Source organism: Sinorhizobium sp. 6-70 (assembly GCF_030124375.1).
GTDB lineage: Bacteria > Pseudomonadota > Alphaproteobacteria > Rhizobiales > Rhizobiaceae > Sinorhizobium.
The window spans coordinates 185,045-207,260 of record NZ_JASKLS010000005.1 but is presented as its reverse complement, the minus strand read 5'-3'; the positions used below and the strand labels follow the sequence as shown (position 1 = coordinate 207,260).

The following is a 22,216-nucleotide window of genomic DNA, read 5'->3' as shown; positions in this document are numbered from 1 at the left end:
ATACCGGGTCGCCGTCGAGCCGATGCTTCTCTTCCGCCTCTGCCGTCTGTTTCTTCGCCATCTACACTCCTGCCGGACGTCTCAGGTCGAGCGTCAGCGGAAATTCCGCCGGCGGGGCCTCGGGTTGAAGCCGATACCCGCCGGTGGTGTGGCCCCAGGGCTCGAAGCGTGCCAGGCGGCGCGCTTCCGCCTCGTTGCCGTTGACCGGAAATGTCTCATAGTTGCGCCCGCCGGGATGCGCCACATGATAGACGCAGCCGCCGATCGCCCGATTCGACCATGTATCATAAATATCGAATGTGAGGGGAGTGTTGACCGGCAGGACCGGATGCAGGCCGGTGGCGGGCTGCCAGGCCTTGTAACGCACGCCCGCGACGGCCACGCCACCTTTCCCGGTCCGTGTCAGCGGCACGAGACGGCCATTGCAGGAAACGGTGTAGCGATCCGGATTGGCGGTTTCGAGCTTGACCTGCAATCGCTCCACCGAGGAATCGACAAAACGCACTGTGCCGCCGATCGCGCCATGTTCTCCCATCACGTGCCAGGGTTCGAGGGCCTGTCGCAGTTCGAGCTTCGCCTCTTCATATTCCACCTCGCCGCAGAACGGGAAACGGAATTCGAGCTGTGCCTCGAACCATTCGGGCCTCAAATCGAAGCCGTGGGTGCGCAGGTCGGCAAGCACATCGAGAAAATCCTGCCAGACATGGTGCGGCAGCATGAAGCGATCATGCAGGACTGTGCCCCAACGCACGAAGCCGCCATCGATCGGGCTCTTCCAGAAGCGGGCGATGAGCGCGCGGACGAGCAATTGCTGGGCGAGCGACATGCGCGCGTTCGGCGGCATCTCGAAACCGCGGAATTCGATCAGCCCGAGCCGCCCGGTCGGTCCGTCCGGTGAGAAGAGCTTGTCGATGCAGATTTCGGAGCGATGGGTATTGCCGGTGACATCGACAAGCAGGTTACGGAAGAGGCGGTCCACCAGCCATGGCAAGGGAGCCGGGCGATCGCCGCCGGGCGGCGGTACCTGTGCGAGCGCAATCTCCAGCTCATAGAGCGAATCGTGGCGCGCCTCGTCGATGCGCGGCGCCTGGCTGGTCGGCCCGATGAAGAGGCCGGAAAAGAGATAGGAGAGCGAGGGGTGGCGCTGCCAGTGAAGCACGATGCTCTTCAGAAGATCCGGCCGGCGCAGGAACGGGCTGTCGTTGGGGCTGCGTCCACCGACAACCACGTGATTGCCGCCACGCGTTCCGGTGTGGCGCCCGTCGATCATGAACTTGTCGGTGCCGAGCCGGCTCTGGCGGGCCTCCTCGTAGATCGCCGTAGTGATGTCGACGCATTCCCGCCAGTTCGCTGCCGGGTGAATGTTGACCTCGATCACGCCGGGATCCGGAGCGACGCGGATGACGTTGATGCGCTCATCCTGCGGCGGCGCATAGCCTTCGATATGTACCGGCATGCCGAGCGCGGCGGCGGCCCGCTCGGCCGAGGCGATGAGATCGAGATATTCCTCGATGCTCGTGGTCGGCGGCATGAAGACGCAAAGCCGGCCGTCGCGCGGTTCCACGCTGATCGCGGTGCGGACAGCGCCGTCGATCTCGTCGCGAGCGGGCGGCAACGGCGTCGGCGGCTCCTCGGACGGTTGGAAACGCGACGGCTGCACACGGCCCCGGCTCTCGCTGAAATCCGGCAGGTCGCCACGCGAAACTGCCGGATCCACCGGATTGATATAAGGATAGGCAGACGGCGCGATATGGGGGAGCGAGCCGAGCGGCAGGCGATAGCCGACCGGGCTGTCACCGGGCACGAGGAAAATCCGGCCGCGCCGGGTCTTCCATTTCTCGCTCATCCACCGCCGGTCGCTCGCACGCGCATTCCAGGCCTGCACCGGCAGAACGTAGCCCGTCGGGGTCGTGAGCCCGCGTTCGAAGACGCGGGCGAGGCGGCTGCGCTCTTCCGGATCCTTGAGTTGCGAATTGGAAGGATCGACGTTGTCCGGAAGGTTTGCTTCCTTGACGATCCACTCGGCCGGGTCCTCATAGGCCGGAACGACCATGTCTGCGTCGACGTCGAGTTCGCCGGCAATCGCGACGAGCAGGCGCTCGGCGTCCCGCTCGGTGATCTCGTGCCGGCCGTTTTCCTCTGCGATCAGATTGGGCTGGCGCCAGATCGGCACGCCGTCCTTGCGCCAGTAGAGCGAAAAGGTCCAGCGCGGCAGGCTTTCGCCCGGATACCACTTGCCCTGCCCGTAATGCAGGAATCCGCCCGGCGCGAAGCGCTCGCGCAGGCGGCGGATGAGCGCATCCGCCTTCTCGCGTTTCGTCGGGCCGACCGCGGCGGTGTTCCATTCGTCGGACTCGAAATCGTCGATCGAGACGAAGGTCGGCTCGCCGCCCATGGTCAGGCGCACGTCGTTTTCCGCCAGCTCGCGATCGACCTCATCACCGAGCGCATTCAGCGCTTCCCAGCTTTCGTCGGAAAAGGGCTTGGTGATGCGCGGATGTTCGGCGACACGAGCAACCTTCATGTCGAAGGCGAAATCGGTTCTCGTGTCCGGGCCACCGAAGAACTCGCCGGATATCGGCGCGGCGTTACGATAATGCGGGGTGGCGGCCAGCGGAATGTGGCTCTCTCCGGTCAAGAGACCTGACGTCGGATCGAGCCCGATCCAGCCGGCACCCGGAAGATAGACCTCGGCCCAGGCGTGAAGATCGGTGAAGTCGTATTCGGTGCCGGAGGGGCCGTCGAGGGCTTTCAGGTCCGGCCTTAGCTGAATGAGATAGCCGGAGACGAAGCGGGCGGCAAAGCCGAGATTGCGGAGGATCTGCACCAGCAGCCAACTGGAATCGCGGCATGAGCCCCTGGCGGTGCCGAGCGTCTCTTCCGGCGACTGGACGCCCGGTTCCATGCGGATGACATAGCCGATTTCCTTCTGCAGCCGCGTGTTGAGGGCGACGATCTTGTCGATGGTGCGCTGGCGTGACCGGTCGATGCTCTCCATGAATGCCGAAAGCCTCGGCCCGGTCGGCTCCGGCGCCATGTAGATCTTCAGGTCTTCGCTCAAGTCCTCGGGATAACGGAAAGGCCAGTGCTCCGCTTCTTCCTCTACGAAGAAATCGAACGGGTTGTAGACGGTCATGTCGGCGACCAGGTCCACCTCGATCTTCAATTCCGTCACGGGATCGGGAAAGACGTAGCGGGCAAGATAGTTGCCGTAGGGGTCCTGCTGCAAATTGACGAAATGGTTGGCAGGCGAGACTTTCAGCGAGTGGCTGATGACCTTGGTCTTCGAATGCGCGGCCGGTTTCAGCCGGATGATCTGCGGCGTGAGGCTTACCGGGCGGTCGTAGGTATAGTGCGTGAGGTGGTAGATACTGGCCTTGATCGACATGCAGATTTTCCCCTCGATGGCCGGTCCGTTGCCGGCCATTCACGGGGAATTTTGTGCAATGCGAAGAAAGAAAGCAAGCCGAAAGCAGGGGCGTGAATCCCGGGCGTCGCCCGCTCAGACCGGCGGAGGATTGATGCGGGCGAAGCCTTCCTGCCGGTAGTAGGGGAAATGGGGGTATGGCGCCGTCATTGCACTCACCTTATCGAGGCGCGCCAGCTGGCCGGCAGAGAGCGACCAGCCGACAGCGCCGAGGTTTTGCCGGAGCTGCTCTTCGTTGCGGGCGCCGACGATGACGCTCGAAACGGTCGGCCGCTGCAGAAGCCAGTTGATGGCGATCTGCGGCACGGTCCTGCCGGTTTCGTCTGCCAGAGCATCGAGGACTTCGACGATGTCGTAGAGCTTTTCATCGTCGACCGGCGGTCCGAAGGAGGCCGTGTCGTGCAGCCGGCTTCCGGCCGGCCACGGCTGGCCGCGGCGGATCTTGCCGGTCAGCCGACCCCAGCCCAGCGGACTCCAGACAAGCGCCCCGACACCCTGGTCGAGACCGAGCGGCATCAGTTCCCATTCGTAGTCACGCCCGACAAGTGAATAGTAGACCTGGTTAGCGACGTAGCGGGGATATCCATGCCTCTCGGCGAGCGCGAGCGATTTCATCAGTTGCCAGCCGGAGAAGTTGGAGACGCCGACATAGCGGAGCTTGCCAGCACGAACCAAGACGTCGAGGGTCGAGAGCACCTCTTCGATCGGCGTTCCGGCGTCGAAGGCATGCAACTGCATGAGGTCGATATAGTCGGTTCCGAGACGCTTCAGCGCCGCTTCGACACCGTGGATGAGACGCGAGCGGGATGAGCCGGCGTCGTTCGGGCCATCGCCTGTCGGCAGCGACATCTTGGTGGAAAGGATCGTCTTTTCTCGGCGGCCCTTGATCGCCGCGCCGAGCACTTCCTCCGAGGCGCCATCCGAATAAACATCCGCCGTGTCGAAGAGGTTGACGCCGGCCTCGAGGCAGATATCGACAAGCCGGCGCGCTTCCGCGTCGTCCGTCGCGCCCCAGGCGCCGAATAGCGGACCCTTGCCGCCGAACGTGCCTGCGCCAAAGCTCAGTGCCGGAACCTTCAGGCCGGATGAGCCAAGCCGTCGATACTCCATTTCGCAAACTCCCTTGTCGTTTCAATGCGTCTGGAGACAGGACCGTGGAGCTCTTTGCCTTTTGGAGATAGACTGCTGTTCGGAACATCATTTGTGAGTTGAAGTCATATGTCTCGGCTTTCCGTCAATCGTTCAGGGGAAATGGAAGTGTTCGCCAGGGCGGTCGAACTCGGCGGCTTCTCGTCGGCCGCGCGCCATTTCCGCATGACGCCATCGGCAGTCAGCAAGCTTGTCCTCCGGCTCGAGGAGCGGCTTGGCGTCCGCCTCGTCAACCGGTCCACGCGGCGGCTGCAACTGACGCCGGAGGGCTGTGCCTTCTACCAGCGCACTGCCCGCATCCTGGCCGACATCGAGGAGGCCGAACGCTGTGCGGCCGGAGGCGAGATGCCGACGGGTCGGGTCCGGCTGAATGTCAGTGCTTCTTTCGCAACCCATATCCTGATGCCGCTCCTGCCGGAATTCCGGGGGCGCTTTCCCGCCGTCTCGCTCGACATCGTCCAGACCGACGCGGTGGTCGACCTGATCGAGGCGCGTGCCGATATCGCCATCCGATCAGGGCCACTGAAGAGTTCGGCGCTGATTGCCCGCAAGCTCGGCGCCACGCGAATGGTGATCGTGGCCGCGCCCTCCTACCTCGATCAGTACGGGACGCCCTCGACCATCGAAGAGCTCGAGGGCCATAACCGGCTCGGCTTCTGCTATGCGCGCGCCATCGACGGCTGGCCGATCCGGTCCGACGGAGAAACGATCATTCTGCCGGCTTCAGGCACGCTGCAGGTGAGCGACGGCGAGGGGCTCCGCCATCTCGCCCTTGCCGGCGCCGGACTGGCGCGGCTTGCGGAGTTCACCGTGCGCGCCGACATTGACGCCGGGCGGCTCGTTCCCATTCTTGAAGACTTGAATCCCGGCGATCTGGAAGAGATCCACGCCGTCTTCCTCGGCCAAGGCGGCGCGCTTCCCGCGCGTATTCGGGCTGTCCTCGACTTCCTTGGTCGGAATGCCCGCGTGGCGCCGGAACCGGTCGCGCGGGCGAGCGATCACCACAGCGACGCGCGTCTATCAGACGCGCAAAGTACGCTGTAGCACTTTGAATTGCTGCATGTTTTATCCTGCAATCTAAGGAAACACCGGCGTCGAGACGGCTTCGGCGTGAGACATGCGCACGGCTTGGATTCGAGACGGGCGCCCCCGCATGGAGAGGCGCCCTTGACTTAAAGTGTCACAGGTCGACAGGCCGTCAACGTTTTGGTGCAACGAGGGCAAAAAGGGCGCCCTGCGGATCGATGCATTGGACGATCCAGGCTCCGCCCGGCACTTCCATGGGCTCCAGCACGATCTTCGCGCCGCCGGCTTTTGCCCGCTCGATTGCGGTATCCAGCGCTTCGACGTTGAAATAGTAAAGCCAGTAGGGGGCGGGAACCTCCTTCGGCTTGGTCATCATGCCGCCGATCTGGGTGCCGTTCCAGGCGAAGATCTGGTAGGTGCCCATGTCGCCCATGTCCATCGCCTGGTCCTTGGTCCAGCCGAAAAGGCTGGAATAGAACGGGAAGGCGGTATCGAGGTCGCCGGCCATCAGTTCGTGCCAGCCGACGTTTCCGGGTGCCATCTGCTCCAGGGCTGCAGGCGCCTCACTCGTCCCCTTGAAAAGCGCGAACACGGCGCCATGCGGATCGGTGACAATGGCAAAGCGGCCGACACCCGGGATGTCGTCCGGAGCGCGGTGAACATTGCCGCCGTCTGCTGCGAGCTTGGCGGCGGCCGCGTCGACGTCATCGACGGCGACATAGCCGAGCCATGCCGGCGGGATCTTCATCTCCAGCGCGCCCTCGGGCATTGTCATCAATCCCGCCACCTGCCGATCACCGACGGAGAACAGCGTATACTCGATGCCCGGCATACCGGCATCGCTGCCGCTCCAGCCAACCACGTTCTCGTAGAATGTTTGGGCGGCCTTCGTGTCGGTCGTCATCAGTTCATACCAGACGAATTTCCCATGCTGACCCGTCATTTTCCGTCCTCCGGTTTTTTGCTGTGGGAATGTGCTGCCATTCGCGGCAACGGAACAGTGGTTTGCCTGCCGTCATTAAAGCGCATCACGTTCAGACGAATTCATGCAACGCGCTCTACATCTTTGTTCTTATGCATGTCGTTGTCGCAAAACCGCTGCACACTTTTGGGCGACATGCATTAGCGCCGGCGATATTCAGCGGCCATGATCTCCTTCCAGTTTCCGTCTTCGGTCTGGACACGGGCCGTCAGCGTGCGATGGTTGCCGTCGATAAGGGTGATTACGTCCTGATAGCTTGCGGATCTGCCGGGTCGGTCGAAGTCCGGCCCTTCACAGTTGAGCGTAAGCGTCTTGCGGTCGTCTTCGAGCACGCCGTCATAGACCCACATGTGCGTCATCATCGAGCCGACCCAGGTGCCGACATAGCGGTTCGTCTGCGGATTGAACCCAAGGGTCATCAGCGACTGGGCGGGGCTACCGTCCGGCATCGTGCCTTTTCCCTCGCAGACGACCCACAGTCCCTGCATCGAGCGAACGTTTTCCGTCCATGGAGCCTGCGTCTGGTCGCCTTCGGTCGGAGGTAGCGACGTCACCTCCCACTCACCGAGCAATTGTTCCAGCCACCGGTGTTCCTCCTGAGGTTCCGCCTTCATCAATCCCTCCAATGGCGAGACGCGGCGTCCCGGACTGGAACGCCGCGAGATATAGCAACGCTCGGAAACGCCGATGGTTCCCCGGTCGTTATCAAGCTCAGGCCCGTTGCCTGGGCGCCTCCTCGTATTCGTCGTGGCGGCGGACGAAGTCCATGATCGTGCCTTCGTTCCGCCCCTTGGGCGCCCGATCGAGCAGCATGAAGGTGCCGACAAGCTCCTCCAGGCCGCGGGCATAGGTGGAATAGGTATGATAGACGGTGCCGTCCTCATCCTTGTAGAAGGCGCTGAGCCCGGGAAGCTCTTCGTAGGCCTCGCCGCTGTCAATTTCCGTGAAGTTGTAGACGACCTTGTCGCCCGCGAGTTCGGCGGGCGTGAAGGACACATGGAAGTCGCTGTTGAAGTCGTTGCCGTGAGCCGAGACCCAAGGGAAGTGCCAGCCCATTCGCTTGCGATAGGCTTCGATCTTGGCGAGCGGGGCGTTCGAAGCGGCGATCAGCGTGACATCGTGATGATTGAGATGCGGCAGCATGCCGGCGAAGTGATCGGCCAGGAACGAGCAGCTTGGACATCCGGCTTCCCAGTCTGCTCCAAGCATGAAGTGATAGACGACGAGCTGGCTGCGCCCGCCGAAAAGCTCCGACAATGTCTTCGGACCGGCAAGCGTTTCGAAGACATAGGATTTGTCCATCCTTACCCAGGGCAGAGCCTGACGCTCGGCATTGATGCGGTCCCGCAAGCGGGTGTGTTCCTTTTCCAGGGCGAGAAGCGATTTGCGCGCCTTCAGCCATTCCTCGGATGACACGATGGCATGGTTGGGTCTCATGCTCTTTCCTCCTCACGAAATGTAGCACTTGACTAATTACGTTGATATCAACATTACTCAACCATGTCAAAGTCGCTTCTGGTACCCTTCGCCACCACAGTCCTCGTCAGGGACAACTGCCTGTGCCTGCATATCCAGCGCGCTGCCCGGGCACTCGCACGGCGGTTCGACGAGGCGCTGCGGCCTCTCGATATCACAAACGGGCAGTTCTCGCTGCTGATGTCGCTCAACCGGCCGGAACCGCCGAGTATCAGCATGGTCGCCTCGCTGCTTGCCATGGACCGTACGACGCTGACCGCGGCGCTGAAGCCGCTTGAGCGCCGCGGGCTTATCGACGTCCTTGTCGATCCGGAGGACCGTCGGTTGCGGCGCCTGAGGCTGACGGCGGAGGGCGAGCGGCTGCTCGCCCGGGCGGTGCCGATCTGGAAGGAAACGCATGCCGAGGTCGATGCACAGCTCGGCGCGAATGTTCCAGACCGCCTGCGCGCTGATCTTGTGGCGCTCACGTGATGCCGGGAGGGGGCGACCGCGCCCCGGTGCAAGTCAGCTCCTTCAAGCTGGGCCATGGATAATGAGGATGGCTTTCCGTTGAAGATCGTGCTGATCTCGCCGGCAACGCCGCGTCGCTGCAAAGCCGTGGCTTTTCAGGCGGGAGGAACGACGATGAAGATGACCTACAAGGGTAGCTGCCATTGCGGACGGATCCGCTACGAGGTTGATGCCGATCTCGAGGCTGGGACCAGCCGTTGCAATTGTTCGTACTGCTCGAAAACGCGCTATTGGGGCGCGATCGTGAAGCCGGAGGATTTCCGCCTACTCTGTGACGAAGCCGGTATCGGCGATTATCAGTTCGCCACGATGAGCGGCCATCACCGGTTCTGCGAGAGCTGCGGTATGGCGCCCTACGGCCACGGATATGTCGAAGAGATCGGCGGCGCGTTCGTCTCCATCAATGTCGCCTGCCTCGACGATGTCGATCCGGCCGTGCTCGCGACCTTGCCGATCCAGTACATGGACGGCCTGCACAACAACTGGTGGAACGCGCCCGCCGAGACGCGGCACATGTGATCTGCGCGGCACCTGCAAGCACGCATAACGAAAAAGCTCCCGCCGCGACGGGAGCCTTTTTGCGGTCGGGGTGCGGCGATTACCGGTCGCCGAGATCGCGAACGGCGCCACGGTCGGCAGAGGTCGCAAAAGCGGCGTAGGCCTTGAGCGCGGTCGTCACCCGACGCTTGCGCTGCTCGGCCGGCTTCCAGCCCTTGGCGTCCTGCTCGGCGCGGCGGGTGGCGAGCGCGGCTTCGTCGACCCGCAGGCTGATCGTCCGGTTCGGAATGTCGATGTCGATCATGTCGCCTTCGCGCACCAAGCCGATCGTGCCGCCGTTCGCCGCCTCGGGTGATACGTGGCCGATGGAGAGGCCGGACGTACCGCCGGAGAAGCGGCCGTCGGTGATGAGCGCGCAGGCCTTGCCGAGGCCCTTCGACTTCAGATAGCTCGTCGGGTAGAGCATTTCCTGCATGCCCGGCCCGCCCTTCGGACCTTCGTAGCGGATGACCACGACGTCGCCCGCGTTGATCTCGTTGGCGAGGATCGCCTTGACGGAGGCGTCCTGACTTTCGAAGACCCGGGCCCGGCCGGAAAACTTCAGGATGCTTTCGTCGACGCCCGCCGTTTTGACGATGCAGCCGTCGAGCGCGATGTTGCCCTTGAGGACGGCAAGGCCGCCGTCCTTCGAGAAGGGATGCTCGACCGAGCGGATGACGCCCTTCTCGCGGTCGGTATCAAGATCTTCCCAGCGCGCCTCCTGGCTGAAAGCGACCTGGGTCGGGATGCCGCCCGGCGCGGCACGGTAGAAATCGCGGACGGTTTCGCTCGACGTGCGGGTGATGTCCCAACGGTCGATCGCGTCGCCGAGCGTCTCGCTGTGTACGGTCACGCAGTCGCGGTTGATGAGGCCGCCTTTGTCGAGTTCGCCGAGGATCGACATGATGCCGCCGGCGCGGTGCACGTCTTCCATATGCACGTCGGCCTTTGCGGGTGCGACCTTCGACAGACAGGGAACCTTGCGTGACAACCGGTCGATATCGTCCATGGTGAAGTCTACCTCGCCCTCATAGGCCGCGGCGAGGATGTGCAGCACGGTGTTGGTCGAGCCGCCCATGGCGATATCGAGCGCCATGGCATTCTCGAAGGCTTGCTTGGAAGCGATTGTGCGTGGCAGGACGCGTTCGTCTTCCTGTTCGTAGTAGCGGCGCGCGAGATCGACCACCAGGTGGCCGGCCTCGACGAAGAGACGCTTGCGGTCGGCGTGGGTAGCGAGCGTCGAACCGTTGCCGGGGAGCGACAGGCCGAGCGCCTCGGTCAGACAGTTCATCGAGTTCGCCGTGAACATGCCCGAGCAGGAGCCGCAGGTCGGGCAGGCGGAACGCTCGATGACCTTGACGTCCTCGTCGGAAACATTGTCGTCGGCGGCAGCGACCATCGCGTCGACGAGGTCGAGTGCGTGTTTCTTGCCGTGCAGCACGACCTTGCCGGCTTCCATCGGACCGCCGGAGACGAAGACGGCCGGGATGTTGAGGCGAAGTGCCGCCATCAGCATGCCGGGCGTGATCTTGTCGCAGTTGGAAATGCAGACCATGGCATCGGCGCAGTGCGCGTTGACCATGTATTCGACGCTGTCGGCGATGATTTCGCGTGAGGGCAGCGAATAGAGCATGCCGTCATGGCCCATGGCGATGCCGTCGTCGACGGCGATCGTGTTGAATTCCTTGGCGACACCGCCGGCCGCCTCGATCTCGCGGGCGACGAGCTGGCCCATATCCTTAAGATGCACGTGGCCCGGCACAAACTGCGTGAACGAGTTCACCACCGCGATAATCGGTTTGCCGAAGTCGCTGTCCTTCATGCCCGTTGCGCGCCAGAGGCCGCGGGCGCCGGCCATGTTACGGCCGTGGGTGGTGGTGCGGGAGCGATAGGCAGGCATGAACGTATTCCTTCACGGACGAATGTCATTGCGCGGATGTGGCGATCCGGGAGTGCCGGTGCACGGGTACTAGCGCAAAATTGCGTGCGCGTCATCTTTTGCGTCAGATTATTTCCGTCGACCTATGCACCTTGCGGTGTGCGTCGCCGCATCACGTGCACACGTCCGAGGCGCGCCTGCCGCGGCCATCCGGCGTTTGCTTGCCAAGCCACGGCAACAAGTCCATTGTCGTTGGGCATTCAAACCCGACAGGCTCGGGCGTTCCCGGGCATGGCGGACTTTCTCGAGGTTCGTCCGAGATGAACTGTCACGAATGCGGCTACGAAATACAAAGCGGTTTTGCGTTTTGCCCGAAGTGCGGAGCGAAACAGCAGAACCTGTGCCCGGGTTGCGGCTATTCCTGTCCGCCGCACTTCGCATTTTGCCCGCAATGCGGCACCCAGATCAGTGCGTCGGCACCGTCGGAGCCTCGGTCCGCACCAGCGCCGCGGCCTGATGTTTCCGGCACGGCGCCGCAGGTCGTCTCTCCGCCGCGTTCGAGCGCGGACAGTGGTGCCGACCGCCGCACGGTCACGATCGTCTTTGCCGATCTCTGCAGCTTTACCACGTTGGGCGAGCAGGTCGATCCGGAGATCTTGCAGGCGCTGCAGAACGAACTCTTCGAAGAGTTGACGCAGGCCGTCGAAGCTTTTGGCGGGTTCGTCGACAAGTTCATCGGCGACGCGTTGCTCGCCCTCTTCGGTGCACCGGTGGCGCATGAGGACGATCCGGAGCGAGCGCTTCGTGCGGCGCTGGAAATGGTGCGTCGGGCAGCGCTGGTGGGCGAACGCTGGCACGAACGCATCGGTCTGCCGCTGAACCTCCATATCGGTGTCAACACCGGCCCCGTCGTCACTGGCGCCTTCGGTGCGGGCGGCAGCAAATCCTATTCGGTCACCGGAGATACGGTGAACACCGCACAGCGGCTGCAGTCGATGGCCGGGCCGGATGAAATACTCGTGGGGCCGGTGACACACCGCCTTACGCGGCACGCCTTTGCCTATGAGACACTCGGGGCGGTGACCCTGCGCGGCAAGGCCGGCAGCGTGCAGGTTCACCGCATGACCGGGGCGCTCGACATGCCGCGCGCGGCACGGGGTCTCGACGCGCTCGGCCTGAGCGCGCCGTTGATCGGACGCGACAGGGAAATCGGGCGCCTGCGTGACTGTCTTGCGTTGGCCTGCGGCGGCACGGCGCAATTGGTGCGCTTGACCGGTGAAGCCGGGATCGGCAAGACACGTCTCGTCAACGACTTCCTCGCCGGCCTTGGCGAGGAATCAGAGTTTGTGCACGTCGCCGTGCGGCGGGCAGGGTGTTCGCCACTCGGGGAACCCTCCTATGGAACCCTCGCCCGGGTCCTGCGCAGTGCCTACGGCATATCCTCGACAGATACGGCGGAGCAGACTCAGGAAGGCCTGTCCCTTGGCCTCGCTGAAATCGGCTTTCCGTCGGCCGAGATCGAGCGGCTCATGCCGCTCTTCTTTCATATTCTCGGTATCGGCGATCGCGACGGGATGCTGCAGCACATCGCGCCCGAACAGGTTCGGCGACAGCTGTTCTCCGCCATCCGGACCATCCTGGAGCGGCGACTCGACCAGGCGCCGCTTCTCCTCGTCATCGAGGACCTGCACTGGGCGGATTCGGCTTCGCTCGAGGCGCTCCGCTTCGTGCTGGACAGGCTCGATCGCCGGCCGCTGATGCTCTTGACGACGCAGCGCCCGGATGCCGGTCCTGACATGCTGGCTCCCGGACGCACCAGCATTACCGCCTTGCGTCTCGGTCCATTATCCGCGGCCGATGGCCGACGCCTTCTGTCGGCCTTCTTCGGGGAAGGTCGTCTGCCCAACAAGTTATGTGAGCGGATCCTGCGTCGGGCCGGCGGCAATCCGCTGTTCATCGAGGAGATCGTTCGCAGTCTGATCGATCTGGAAACGCTGAGGCGCGACGGCTCCGATTGGCGCGTGGCCGGCGGAGAGGCGACGGTCGACATCCCCGTCGGTATCGAAGCGATGCTGCTGGCGAGAATCGACCGGTTGCCGCAGGAGGTGCGCCGCCTGGTTCACTGTGCCGCCGTCATAGGCCCGAGCTTTGAAGCGAACCTGCTGAGACGCATTGCCGTCGCGCCGGCCGATGTGGACCGGGGCCTGGAACTGCTTTGCGACACGGAAATCATAGAGGAGGCGGGGAGCGAGCGATCGTCGCAATCCTACCGTTTCATGCAGTCGCTGCTTCACGAGGCCGTCTACAACAACCTGCTCGTGAAGCGGCGCACGGAAATTCATGCGGCCATCGCCGAGGCGCTCGAACGTCGCTACGGCGAAAAGCCTGAGCGGTTCGAGGAACTGGCGCTGCTCGGCCACCATTTCAGCCAGTCGGCGAACCGCAGCAAGGGCGCACGTTACCTCATGGCGGCCGGCGATCGTGCACGCCAGCTTTGTGCCAACGAGGATGCCATCCGCTACTACCGGCAGGCCATGGCAGCGCTTGCGGCCTTGGGTGAAGAGAGGCCGGAATGGTTCGTCGCCCGCGAGCGCGTCGCGGATCTCCTGGAGCCGACCGGTGAGCGTGCCGCCGCGGAGGAGCATTATCGCGCGCTGCTCGGCTATGAGCGGATCTCGACAGATCCGGTTGCCTCCGCCCGGATCCTTCGCAAGCTCGGCCATCTCCGCTGGGAGGCCGGCGATCGCGAGCAGGCGCAAGCGAATTTCAGCGATGCAGCCGTCCTCCTCGCAAGTGCGGATGCGCCTGTAGAGAGCGCTTCCCTTTTGCAGGAGCGCGGACATCTCGCCTTCCGGATGGGCGACTATCTTGCCGCTTCGAAATGGGCGGACGATGCGTTGAGCCGGGTCGGGGACCTGGCACGCGAAGCCGGCGACGAGACGCGGCGCGAGGCCGCCCTGGTAACTGCCGAGGCCTTGAACACCAAGGGTGTGGCGCTGGCACGCCGTGGCCGCAGGCGCGAGGCGATCGCTGCCGTCGAGGAGAGCGTTGGCGTTGCCGAGGCCGCCACCCTGATGCAGGCGGCCTGCCGCGGATACACGAATCTCGGCGTGCTCTACACGATCGTCGATCCGAAGCTGGCGATCGACGTCTGCCGACGCGGCCTGGATATGGCGCGGCGGATCGGTGATCTCGGTTTTCAGGCGCGGCTGCTCGCCAACCTGGCCGTAGCCTGCTGTACCTTCACCGACCGCTGCGCGGCCGAGGGCGTGCCCGCCGCTGAGAAGGCGATCGAAATCGACCGCGCTCTCGACCAGCGCGACCACCTTCCGGTATCCCTGCTTGTGCTCGGGCAGATTTACCAGTGCCACGACCGTCCGCACGAGGCGAGCCGGCTTTATGGAGAGGCGCTCGACCTCGCCCGCGAAACGAGCGAAGCGCAGGTGCTTTTTCCGTGCTATGATGGTCTTGGAGCGCTCTGCCTTGATGCGGGAGATCTGGAGGCGGCCGAGCGCTATTTTACACTGGCTCGAGACATCTGCGCGCGTCACGATCTTGATCCTGAAGCATTGATGATACTGCCGTTTCTCGACTAGACCGTTTTATGGTTGGTGGAATGATCTAACTCTTTGAAATGATGCGATTATAACGTGTCGTGCTTCGATTGGTGGCGCCAAACTGTCAGCGGGAGGAGAGCATCATGGTCGAATATCAAAGCACAGGGCCATTGCAGCCGGGCGATCGCGCGCCGAATGTCGTGCTCGACGCGATCACACGGGAAGGCAAGATCGCCATTGATGATTTTCGCGGCCACAAGCCGGTCCTGGTGGGCCTGTTTCGAGGCCTGCATTGTCCGTTTTGCCGCCGGCATATCGCCGCCATGGCGCAGCTCAAGGGCGCATTGAACGAAAAAGGCGTCGAAAGCCTGACGGTCGTGAATACGCCGATCGAGCGGGCGCGGCTCTACTTCCGCTACCATCCCCTGCCGAACCTTCTCGCCGCGGCCGATCCGGAACGAATTTCGCACCGTGCCTTCGGTCTGCCCAACCTGGAATTCACCGAGAACGAAGACGATTGGCCGCGCAAGGTCGGTATGCAGACCGCGATGTCGATGCGCATCGACATGCCGGAGGAGTTGCCGGAGCCAATGGACCCGTTCGCCGCATCCGAATATCTCGACAAGAAGGACGACTACGAGATGACGGACGAAGACAACCGGATGGTCGCCACGGGCATGGGCCAGATGGTCGGACAGTTCCTGCTCGACCGCGACGGGGTGGTGCGCTGGTGCTTCACGGAGATGACGCCCGACGGCCGCAACATGTTCCGGGCGCCGGCGCCCGACGAGGTGATGTCGGCGGCATCGCAGGTGGCGCACTGACGGTTCCACCGCCGGCTTTGGCTCCGGGCAAAGAATCCACCGTTTCGCTGAAACGGTGGATTCCGGACGGAATGCTCCTTCCGGGATTTGCCTAATTCTTCAAGCTGCCGCAGGTTTCCTTGCGCGTCTCATAAGATCATTTCATTGTTTCATTGAAACGCTGAAATGATCTAACTCGTTGAAACTACGCAATTCCGGACGGAAAACCGTTACACAGTTTTCCTGGAATTGCTCTAGACGTGCGGCGCTGTAGATGCAGCATTCGTCAGCCACATATAGGCAGCAGCGGTCCACGAGAAACCGAGGCCGCCGCAGCCTTCTCCGGTTACCGGGTCGAAATATTCGGCGAAACCTTCCGTCTCGATTGCCGTAATCGTCGACTTCCTGAGCTCTTCCGCCGCGTCCGGATGGCCGTTGCGCTTCAGCCCGTCGATCAGCAGCCAGTTGATGATGGCCCAGGCCGGGCCACGCCAGTAGCGCTTCGGTTCCCAGCCTGCGATGCCCGGCTTTGTGGTCGGGAAAGCGACCTTGAGGCCCTTGGACCATGCCTTCATCTCGGTCACCAGCGCGTCGGCAATCCCGGCGTCCAGATCGAGCGAAAGAAGAGGGATGAATCCCGCCTGTGTCGCGGCTTCCACATCGGCGCCCGAGATCAGGTCGCGGGAAACGAAGCGCGACAGCTTCGGCCGCCACTGGGCCAGGATGGCCTTGCGGGTGCGGTCGTTGAAGGCGGCGATCTCGGCCGCGTCTTCCGTCCTGCCGAACAAGCCGGCAAGATGTTCGAGGTCTTCGCCGGCTTTCAGCAGAATCGCAGTCGTCTGGATTTCGGCGATCTTGAACGGCGCCTTCTCCCATTGCTTTGCCGGATCCCAGCCGCAGGCGGCATAGGCATCGACAAGATGGATGAAACGCTTGTAGTCCTCATCGCGCGGCCGCATTTCAGCATTTACATGGCCGGTATCCTTGCGAACCACGGGCGTGTCTGTGGTGGTTGGTACGCGGGCGAGCGCAATGTCCCAGGCCGGCGAGTTGTCGCTTCCGCTTTCCCAGGGATGAAGCAGCGCGACAAGGCCGGTGCCTTCCGGATCGCGGGCCGCGTACCACCAACGGTGCCATTTCAGCGCCGCCTCGTAGAGCGGCAGAGTGCGTGCCTCCGCTTGTTTGCCTGCGGCCTCATGGAGCTTGCGCAGTGCAATCGCGAACACCGGCGGCTGGGTGATGCCGGAGGTCGGGACCGTATGTTTCGTACGCCAGACGTTCGGGCCCGGGAAGTAGGTGTCGCTCGGCTGGTGGAAGACGATGTGCGGAATCATGCCGTCCGCCCATTGGCCCTCCACCAGGCGTTCCAGCTCGCGGTAGGCTCGGTCGGTGTCGTAGAGCGCGAAGCCCATGGCGACGAAAGCGGAATCCCAGTTCCACTGGAAGGGATAGAGCCGGTCGGTCGGCACGGTATAACCCCCGCGATCGTTCGCGACGAGAATTTGCTTGGCCTGGTCGATATGCACGTTCATGCCGGGTACTCCAAAAATTATCAGGCCGTTACGGCCGGAATGGACTTGCCGCTTTCGGGCGAAAGCCAGGTGATACGGTTCGGGTCGAGCTTGAGGCCGATGACGTCACCGCTCCTGACGGTCTCGGAAGATGGCAGGATGACGCGCACCGGCTGGTCGTGGATCGAGCCGGTCAGCAGCAAATGCGATCCCATCGGTTCGGCGACGCGAACCTTCATCTCCAGACCGAGCGGCAGAGGCGCCAGTTGGACGGCCTCGCCGCGCAGGCCGAGGATCACTTCATTGCCGCTGTCCTTGGGTGCCGTAAGCGGCTCGCTGCCGGCGGCCACCTGACCGTTGGTAACCGGCACCTTGATGAAATTCATCGGCGGGTTGCCTATAAAGCCGCCGACGAAGCGCGTCGCCGGATAGTTGTAGACGTTGACCGGCGTGCCGACCTGTTCGACCACACCGTTATGCATGACGGCGATGCGGTCGGAGAGCCCCATCGCCTCCGTCTGGTCATGGGTGACGTAGATCGTCGTGGTGCCCGCCGATTGCAGCACCGTCTTGAGCTCGGTGCGCATTTCGAGCCGCAGCAGCGCGTCGAGGTTGGAAAGTGGCTCGTCCATCAGCAGAACCTTTGGCTCGACCGCCAGCGCGCGAGCGACTGCGACGCGCTGGCGCTGGCCACCCGAGAGCTTGTTCGGATAGCGGTCGAGATATTGCTCGATGTGGAGCAGGCCCGCCGCCTTCTCGACCTGCGCCTTCACCCGCGCATCATCGGCCTTCTGCATCCGCAGCCCGAAGGCGACGTTCTCGTAGACCGTCATATGCGGGAAGACGGCGTAGTTCTGGAAAACCATCGCGAGGCCGCGCTCCTTGGGCGGCAGACCGATCACGGACTTGCCGCCGATCAGGACGTCGCCGGACGTGGCGGTTTCCAGTCCTGCAATGATGCGCAGAAGCGTGGTCTTGCCGCAGCCGGAAGGACCGAGCAGCGAGACGAATTCGCCGTCGTTGATCGTCAGCGAGACCTCCTTCAGGGCCTCGAAGGTCCCGAAACTCTTGCGGATGCGGTCAATGACAATGTTGGCCATGGATATGGTCCCGTTACTTGGAGGAAATGCCCCAGATCGCGAAGAGGTAGCGCCTCACCGCGAAAATGAAGATAACCGAGGGAAGGATGAGCATCAGGCCGCCGGCGAAGCGATAGTGCATCGGGCTTTCTGACAGGACCGTCAGCAGGTAGGCGGTCAGCGTGCGGTTGCGGACGGTCAGCACCGAGGCTGCGAACACCTCGTTCCAGGAAATGACGAAGGCGAAGACCGCCGTTGCAACGATGCCGGGCAGCGCCAGCGGCGCAACGATCTTGAAGAAAGCCTGGACGCGGGTGCAGCCGAACACCCAGGCGGCCTCTTCCAGCTCCCTCGGGACGCCGAGGAAAATACCCTGCGTGACGAGTGCGGCAAACGGCAGGGCAAGCACCGTGTGGATCAGACCGACGCCGATGATCGTATCGTAGAGGCCGAGCTTGATGAAGGAAACGGTGAGGGGCAGCGCCAGGATCGCCAGCGGGAAAGCGCGTGTGAGCAGCACCAGTAGCCGGTAGCTGTCCTTGCCATGGAAATTGTAGCGCGCAAGCGCATAACCGGCCGGTGCTCCGAGCAGGATGGAAAGCGCCACGGTGATCCCGGCCGCGCCCAGCGAATTCAGGAAGGACTGCAGCACGCCCTCCGTTTTCAAGAACAGGATGAAGGGGTCGAGCGAGATGCCGGTCGGAAGACCGGTCTTCGGCCATTGATAAACCCCCTGACGACCGCCGAGCGCGCCGAGGGCCACGAGGTAAATCGGCACCAGGACCCAGGCACAGAGCGCTGCGATACCGCTCCACAGGAGCCAGCGGCGGGAAGATACGAAGCCTGCGGGGTTCGCTGTACTCGTGGTTTGCGCACTCATGGCAGCCGCTCCGGATCGACCTTGATGGCTTTCAGATAGATCAGCGTGGCGGCGAGCGAGATGATCATGATCAGCACGGCATAGGCCGCCGCGACGCCATAATTCTGGTTCTGGTTCTGCCAATTGTAGGCCTCGCCGACGAGGACCGGGAAATTGCGCCCGCCGAGCGCATAGACGACCGCGAAGACCTCGAAGGCGAGCACCGTGCGCAGGATGAGGGCCGATTGCAGCGCCGGGCGGATGAGCGGCAGCGTAATGCGCCAGAAGCGCGTCCACGGTCCAGCGCCGAAGATCTCGGCCGCTTCCCTGAACTCCTTCGGCACTTGGTTGAGGCCCGCGACGATGATGACCATGACAATCGCCGTGCCGCGCCAGATCTCGGCGACCGCGATGGCAAAGAAGAGGGCCACGGGCGTCTGGTATGAGAGCCAGCTCGCCTGGCGTCCGATGACACCGAGCCCGAGGAGCAGCGAGTTGAAATAGCCGCTGTTCTGCAGGATCGACAGCCAGACGAGACCGGCGGCGAGATCCGAGATGCCGAGCGGGATCGTCCAGACCCAGAGAATGGTCTCGCGGCCGCGGCCGACCTTGGCGACCATGGTGCCCATGGCGAGCGCGATCGCGAGCTGAACCGGCACGACCGCGATGGTCAGCAGGAAGGTATTCTTGATCGAACGGGTGAAATTGATGTCGGCCATCATGCGCTGGGCATTCGCCGGCGACGGCACGCCATTGTCCGAGAACGCCAGCCAGATCGTCTGCACCAGCGGTACGATAAAGAGCAGCGCCAGGAAGGCGACGGACGGCAGAATCAGGAGATAGGGGATCCAGGATCGGTTGTTGGTCATCGGCTCCCGCCTCGGAAGTCTTCAATGAGGATGCCCGGGCAGTCCGCCCGGGCATCCTCGGGAGGATTTATTCGACCGGGCAGGGCCCGTCGCTCTTGGCGTCCGGCGCCCAGCAGGGTGCCTTGGTGTCGGTCATCAGTTTGGCCAATGTCTGGCCCTGCGCCTTGAGCACGTCGGCGACCGGCTCGTTCTGCAGCACGATGCGCTGGAAGCTGTCCATGTAGACCTTGTTGAATTCGCCACCCTTGTCGCCGAGGCCGACCGGCAGAAGCGAGATCAGCGCATCCTTGGAGGCCTGCGTGGCCGTCACGGCACCGGCGAGCAGCGCGACACCCGGATCCAGGTCTTCAGGCAGCTTTACGTTGAGCGTCGGGAAGAAGCCGACCCGCGATGCGGTGAGGAGCTGGACGTCCGGCGCCGCAAGATGCTCGATGATCTTCGTGGCGCCATCCTTGTCCGGCGCGCCCTTCGGGATCGCGAGGCCGGCGACGACCGGCATATAACCGCGGCCCTTCGGACCGGCCGGTGCCGGGAACACGACGTAATCGTCCGGGGCCGCGGAGATGGCATTCTTCAGGCGCGCGACGTGATCCCAGGCGACCATGACCTCGCCGGCGGCCAGCGGCTCCTGCATGAAGTCGTAGTTGGTCGAGTTCGGATTCACATAGGCCCAGAGCGCCTTGAGCTTCTCCCAGCCAGCCGCCGCGTCGGCGCTCTGGAAGGTGCGCACCACCCCGCCTGTGAAGGACGGGTAGAAATAGCCCTGGAAGTAACGCGCCATCAGGCCTTTCGGACCGGCCGGGAAGCCGATCTGCGGCTGGCCTGTCGCTTCCTGCATCTTCTTGGCCCACTCGATGAGCTGGTCATAGGTGAGGGCATTCACGTCGGCACCGGCAGGCAGGTATTGCAGCGCTTCCTTCTTGGCAGCCATCACATAGGTCGCCTGCATCCACGGGATGTATTGCTGGGTCGATTTGCCGAGCTTGCCGAGATCGAGCAGAGACTGCGGCATGCCGCCGGCCGCGAGCTTCTTGGCAAGCTCGTCGAGCGGCTCGAGGGAGTCCCTGTCGGCGAGCGGCGAAAGCTCACCATGCAGCGCACCGACGAGGCTGACCGTGCGGGTGCCAGCCTGGCGCTCCGCCTCCATGCGCACCGCGAACTGCGGCGGCTCTTCGACGACGTAGTCGACATCGCCGACATCCTGCAGCAGTTCCTCGCGAACGATGGTCGCCTCTTCGATCGGCCGAAGCTGCGTGGACACAAAAACCGTCTGGGCGAGCACCGGCGAGGCGAAAGCCAGCACGGTGGAGGCCACAATTCCGAGTGACATCAGGCGTTTCATCTTCTCCTCCTTCATTATTCTTGTTCGCGGTCGAATGCGATTATGCCGCCACGTGCGGGCGGCGGTGGCTGTCGCGGTCGACGAATTCGATCGCGTGAAGCTCCTGGAGTTGCGCCGCCGGTTCGCCGGCGATGGCGCGAAGCAGCAGCGAGGCAAAGCTCGCGCCGAGGTTCTCGCCGGTCATGCGCATGGTCGACAGCGATGGGCTCGTATAGGCGCCGATCGGCAGGTCGTCGTGGCCAACGACACTGATGTGATCGCCACCGTCGATCTCGCGCAAAGCCCTGAGCGCTCCGATCGCCATTTCGTCGGTGGCGCAGACGAGTGCACTCGGCCTCGAAGGACGGCGGAGCAGATCGAGGGCTGCGAGATAGCCGCCCTGTTCGGTTGGCGCGCCCTCGGCGCAGAGGTCGGGGTCGAGGCCGGCGTCATCCATGGCCGCCTGCCAGCCCATGCGGCGCACATGTGCGAAGTAATATTCCTGCGGGCCGGCGATATGGCCGATGCGGCGGTGGCCGGTTGCCTGGAAGCGCCGGGTCGCGGCTAGGAATCCGGCAAAGCCGTCGCCATCGATATAGGCATGCGGCTCAAGGCTTTCGGTGCGGCCGTTGGTGACGAAGGGAATGCCGCGCGATTGCAGGAATTCGACCCGCTCATCGCGCCGCTTGGTGCGCACCAAGAGCATCGCGTCAACACGGCGTCCATCGACGAAGCGGCGGCAGATTTCCACTTCGCTTTCGCCGCGCGGTACGGGTGCGATGACGAGGTTCAGGCCTGCGCTCGCCAGATGTTCGGCGCAACCGGAAAGCATGTCGAGGAAGTGCGGCGGACCGATATGGCCAGGGTCGCTCGGCAGCGTGACCGCGACCAGTTCGGCGCGCTGCTTGCGGAGCCTGCGGGCGGACGCGTTAGGCCGATAGCCCGTCTTCTCCGCGGCCTCGCGCACCCGCTCGCGGGTGGCCGCGGAGACATCGGAATAGCCATCGAGCGCACGGGAAACCGTCGTGATCGACAGTCCAAGCGATTGCGCGAGCTGTTTCAGATTGGCCAATGCTCTCACTCCCTACCAGAGAGAATTCTCCAAAACGTTTTGGGAGTCAAGCCAAAACGTTTCGGATCCGAACCTCAAGGTTCGCAATTAGCTTGCGGCCTCATGAACGAGCAGGGGTCTGGATGGAAGCGGACTGATGTTTCGACGCCAAGGTTGGCG

17 protein-coding genes are annotated in these 22,216 nt (G+C 63.4%); 5 read left to right on the top strand and 12 right to left on the bottom strand.

The window, feature by feature from the left end; genetic code table 11:
* Positions 1-61: 61 nt before the first annotated feature.
* Both QN222_RS12585 and QN222_RS12580 read right to left on the bottom strand, forming a co-directional pair.
* Positions 62-3,388 (bottom strand): transglutaminase family protein, encoded by a 3,327-nt coding sequence (locus QN222_RS12585; RefSeq protein ID WP_283962557.1) that lies wholly within the window; start codon positions 3,386-3,388, stop codon positions 62-64.
* A gap of 114 nt (positions 3,389-3,502) precedes the next feature.
* Entirely contained in the window at positions 3,503-4,537 is a 1,035-nt protein-coding gene (locus QN222_RS12580; protein ID WP_283962558.1) for an aldo/keto reductase, read from the bottom strand.
* 108 nt (positions 4,538-4,645) lie between these two features.
* Here QN222_RS12580 and QN222_RS12575 point away from each other — a divergent pair, with 108 nt between their 5' ends.
* Complete coding sequence (locus tag QN222_RS12575; RefSeq protein WP_283962559.1) at positions 4,646-5,620, top strand: LysR family transcriptional regulator; 975 nt, start codon at positions 4,646-4,648, stop codon at positions 5,618-5,620.
* Between the two features lie 154 nt (positions 5,621-5,774).
* Here the strand turns inward: QN222_RS12575 and QN222_RS12570 are convergent, their stop codons facing one another.
* From QN222_RS12570 to QN222_RS12560, 3 genes are all read right to left on the bottom strand, one after another.
* Positions 5,775-6,545, bottom strand: a complete 771-nt coding sequence (locus tag QN222_RS12570) for a VOC family protein (protein WP_283962560.1) — start codon at positions 6,543-6,545, stop codon at positions 5,775-5,777.
* Between the two features lie 179 nt (positions 6,546-6,724).
* Positions 6,725-7,198, bottom strand: a complete 474-nt coding sequence (locus tag QN222_RS12565) for a DUF1579 domain-containing protein (RefSeq protein ID WP_283962561.1) — start codon at positions 7,196-7,198, stop codon at positions 6,725-6,727.
* A gap of 97 nt (positions 7,199-7,295) precedes the next feature.
* On the bottom strand, positions 7,296-8,021 hold the full coding sequence (locus tag QN222_RS12560; protein ID WP_283962562.1) for a thioredoxin family protein: 726 nt from the start codon (positions 8,019-8,021) through the stop codon (positions 7,296-7,298).
* 63 nt (positions 8,022-8,084) lie between these two features.
* Here QN222_RS12560 and QN222_RS12555 point away from each other — a divergent pair, with 63 nt between their 5' ends.
* Both QN222_RS12555 and QN222_RS12550 read left to right on the top strand, forming a co-directional pair.
* Complete coding sequence (locus QN222_RS12555; RefSeq protein WP_283962563.1) at positions 8,085-8,531, top strand: MarR family transcriptional regulator; 447 nt, start codon at positions 8,085-8,087, stop codon at positions 8,529-8,531.
* 153 nt (positions 8,532-8,684) lie between these two features.
* On the top strand, positions 8,685-9,089 hold the full coding sequence (locus QN222_RS12550; protein ID WP_283962588.1) for a GFA family protein: 405 nt from the start codon (positions 8,685-8,687) through the stop codon (positions 9,087-9,089).
* A 79-nt stretch (positions 9,090-9,168) separates the two neighbouring features.
* Here QN222_RS12550 and ilvD read toward each other — a convergent pair whose 3' ends face one another.
* Entirely contained in the window at positions 9,169-11,007 is a 1,839-nt protein-coding gene (gene ilvD, locus QN222_RS12545; protein ID WP_283962564.1) for a dihydroxy-acid dehydratase, read from the bottom strand.
* A gap of 299 nt (positions 11,008-11,306) precedes the next feature.
* Here ilvD and QN222_RS12540 point away from each other — a divergent pair, with 299 nt between their 5' ends.
* Positions 11,307-14,582, top strand: coding sequence for an adenylate/guanylate cyclase domain-containing protein (locus QN222_RS12540; RefSeq protein WP_283962565.1), 3,276 nt, complete (start codon positions 11,307-11,309; stop codon positions 14,580-14,582).
* Positions 14,583-14,686: 104 nt separating this feature from the next.
* Positions 14,687-15,367 carry a peroxiredoxin-like family protein gene (locus QN222_RS12535; protein WP_180939076.1) on the top strand — a complete coding sequence of 227 codons (681 nt, stop codon included), beginning with the start codon at positions 14,687-14,689 and terminating at the stop codon, positions 15,365-15,367.
* 233 nt (positions 15,368-15,600) lie between these two features.
* Here the strand turns inward: QN222_RS12535 and QN222_RS12530 are convergent, their stop codons facing one another.
* The 6 genes from QN222_RS12530 to QN222_RS12505 form a co-directional block, all read right to left on the bottom strand.
* Positions 15,601-16,878 (bottom strand): trehalase family glycosidase, encoded by a 1,278-nt coding sequence (locus tag QN222_RS12530; RefSeq protein ID WP_283962566.1) that lies wholly within the window; start codon positions 16,876-16,878, stop codon positions 15,601-15,603.
* Positions 16,879-16,898: 20 nt separating this feature from the next.
* Positions 16,899-17,957, bottom strand: coding sequence for an ABC transporter ATP-binding protein (locus QN222_RS12525; protein WP_283962567.1), 1,059 nt, complete (start codon positions 17,955-17,957; stop codon positions 16,899-16,901).
* Positions 17,958-17,970: 13 nt separating this feature from the next.
* Positions 17,971-18,816: a carbohydrate ABC transporter permease gene (locus QN222_RS12520; protein ID WP_283962568.1), complete on the bottom strand. Its 846-nt coding sequence runs from the start codon at positions 18,814-18,816 to the stop codon at positions 17,971-17,973.
* On the bottom strand, positions 18,813-19,664 hold the full coding sequence (locus tag QN222_RS12515; RefSeq protein ID WP_283962569.1) for a sugar ABC transporter permease: 852 nt from the start codon (positions 19,662-19,664) through the stop codon (positions 18,813-18,815). The genes QN222_RS12520 and QN222_RS12515 overlap by 4 nt, the downstream gene beginning before the upstream one ends.
* A 67-nt stretch (positions 19,665-19,731) precedes the next feature.
* A complete protein-coding gene (locus tag QN222_RS12510; protein WP_283962570.1) occupies positions 19,732-21,006 on the bottom strand; it encodes an ABC transporter substrate-binding protein in 1,275 nt (424 codons plus the stop codon).
* A gap of 40 nt (positions 21,007-21,046) precedes the next feature.
* A complete protein-coding gene (locus tag QN222_RS12505) occupies positions 21,047-22,057 on the bottom strand; it encodes a substrate-binding domain-containing protein (protein ID WP_283962571.1) in 1,011 nt (336 codons plus the stop codon).
* Positions 22,058-22,216 lie beyond the last annotated feature (159 nt).

What these genes read in the sequence shown, in the direction of transcription:
- QN222_RS12585 (WP_283962557.1), bottom strand. Translation starts at nt 3,388, where the DNA reads ATGTCGATCAAGGCCAGTATCTACCACCTCACGCACTATACCTACGAC.
- QN222_RS12580 (WP_283962558.1), bottom strand. Translation starts at nt 4,537, where the DNA reads ATGGAGTATCGACGGCTTGGCTCATCCGGCCTGAAGGTTCCGGCACTG.
- QN222_RS12575 (WP_283962559.1), top strand. Translation starts at nt 4,646, where the DNA reads ATGTCTCGGCTTTCCGTCAATCGTTCAGGGGAAATGGAAGTGTTCGCC.
- QN222_RS12570 (WP_283962560.1), bottom strand. Translation starts at nt 6,545, where the DNA reads ATGACGGGTCAGCATGGGAAATTCGTCTGGTATGAACTGATGACGACC.
- QN222_RS12565 (WP_283962561.1), bottom strand. Translation starts at nt 7,198, where the DNA reads ATGAAGGCGGAACCTCAGGAGGAACACCGGTGGCTGGAACAATTGCTC.
- QN222_RS12560 (WP_283962562.1), bottom strand. Translation starts at nt 8,021, where the DNA reads ATGAGACCCAACCATGCCATCGTGTCATCCGAGGAATGGCTGAAGGCG.
- QN222_RS12555 (WP_283962563.1), top strand. Translation starts at nt 8,085, where the DNA reads ATGTCAAAGTCGCTTCTGGTACCCTTCGCCACCACAGTCCTCGTCAGG.
- QN222_RS12550 (WP_283962588.1), top strand. Translation starts at nt 8,685, where the DNA reads ATGAAGATGACCTACAAGGGTAGCTGCCATTGCGGACGGATCCGCTAC.
- ilvD (WP_283962564.1), bottom strand. Translation starts at nt 11,007, where the DNA reads ATGCCTGCCTATCGCTCCCGCACCACCACCCACGGCCGTAACATGGCC.
- QN222_RS12540 (WP_283962565.1), top strand. Translation starts at nt 11,307, where the DNA reads ATGAACTGTCACGAATGCGGCTACGAAATACAAAGCGGTTTTGCGTTT.
- QN222_RS12535 (WP_180939076.1), top strand. Translation starts at nt 14,687, where the DNA reads ATGGTCGAATATCAAAGCACAGGGCCATTGCAGCCGGGCGATCGCGCG.
- QN222_RS12530 (WP_283962566.1), bottom strand. Translation starts at nt 16,878, where the DNA reads ATGAACGTGCATATCGACCAGGCCAAGCAAATTCTCGTCGCGAACGAT.
- QN222_RS12525 (WP_283962567.1), bottom strand. Translation starts at nt 17,957, where the DNA reads ATGGCCAACATTGTCATTGACCGCATCCGCAAGAGTTTCGGGACCTTC.
- QN222_RS12520 (WP_283962568.1), bottom strand. Translation starts at nt 18,816, where the DNA reads ATGAGTGCGCAAACCACGAGTACAGCGAACCCCGCAGGCTTCGTATCT.
- QN222_RS12515 (WP_283962569.1), bottom strand. Translation starts at nt 19,664, where the DNA reads ATGACCAACAACCGATCCTGGATCCCCTATCTCCTGATTCTGCCGTCC.
- QN222_RS12510 (WP_283962570.1), bottom strand. Translation starts at nt 21,006, where the DNA reads ATGAAACGCCTGATGTCACTCGGAATTGTGGCCTCCACCGTGCTGGCT.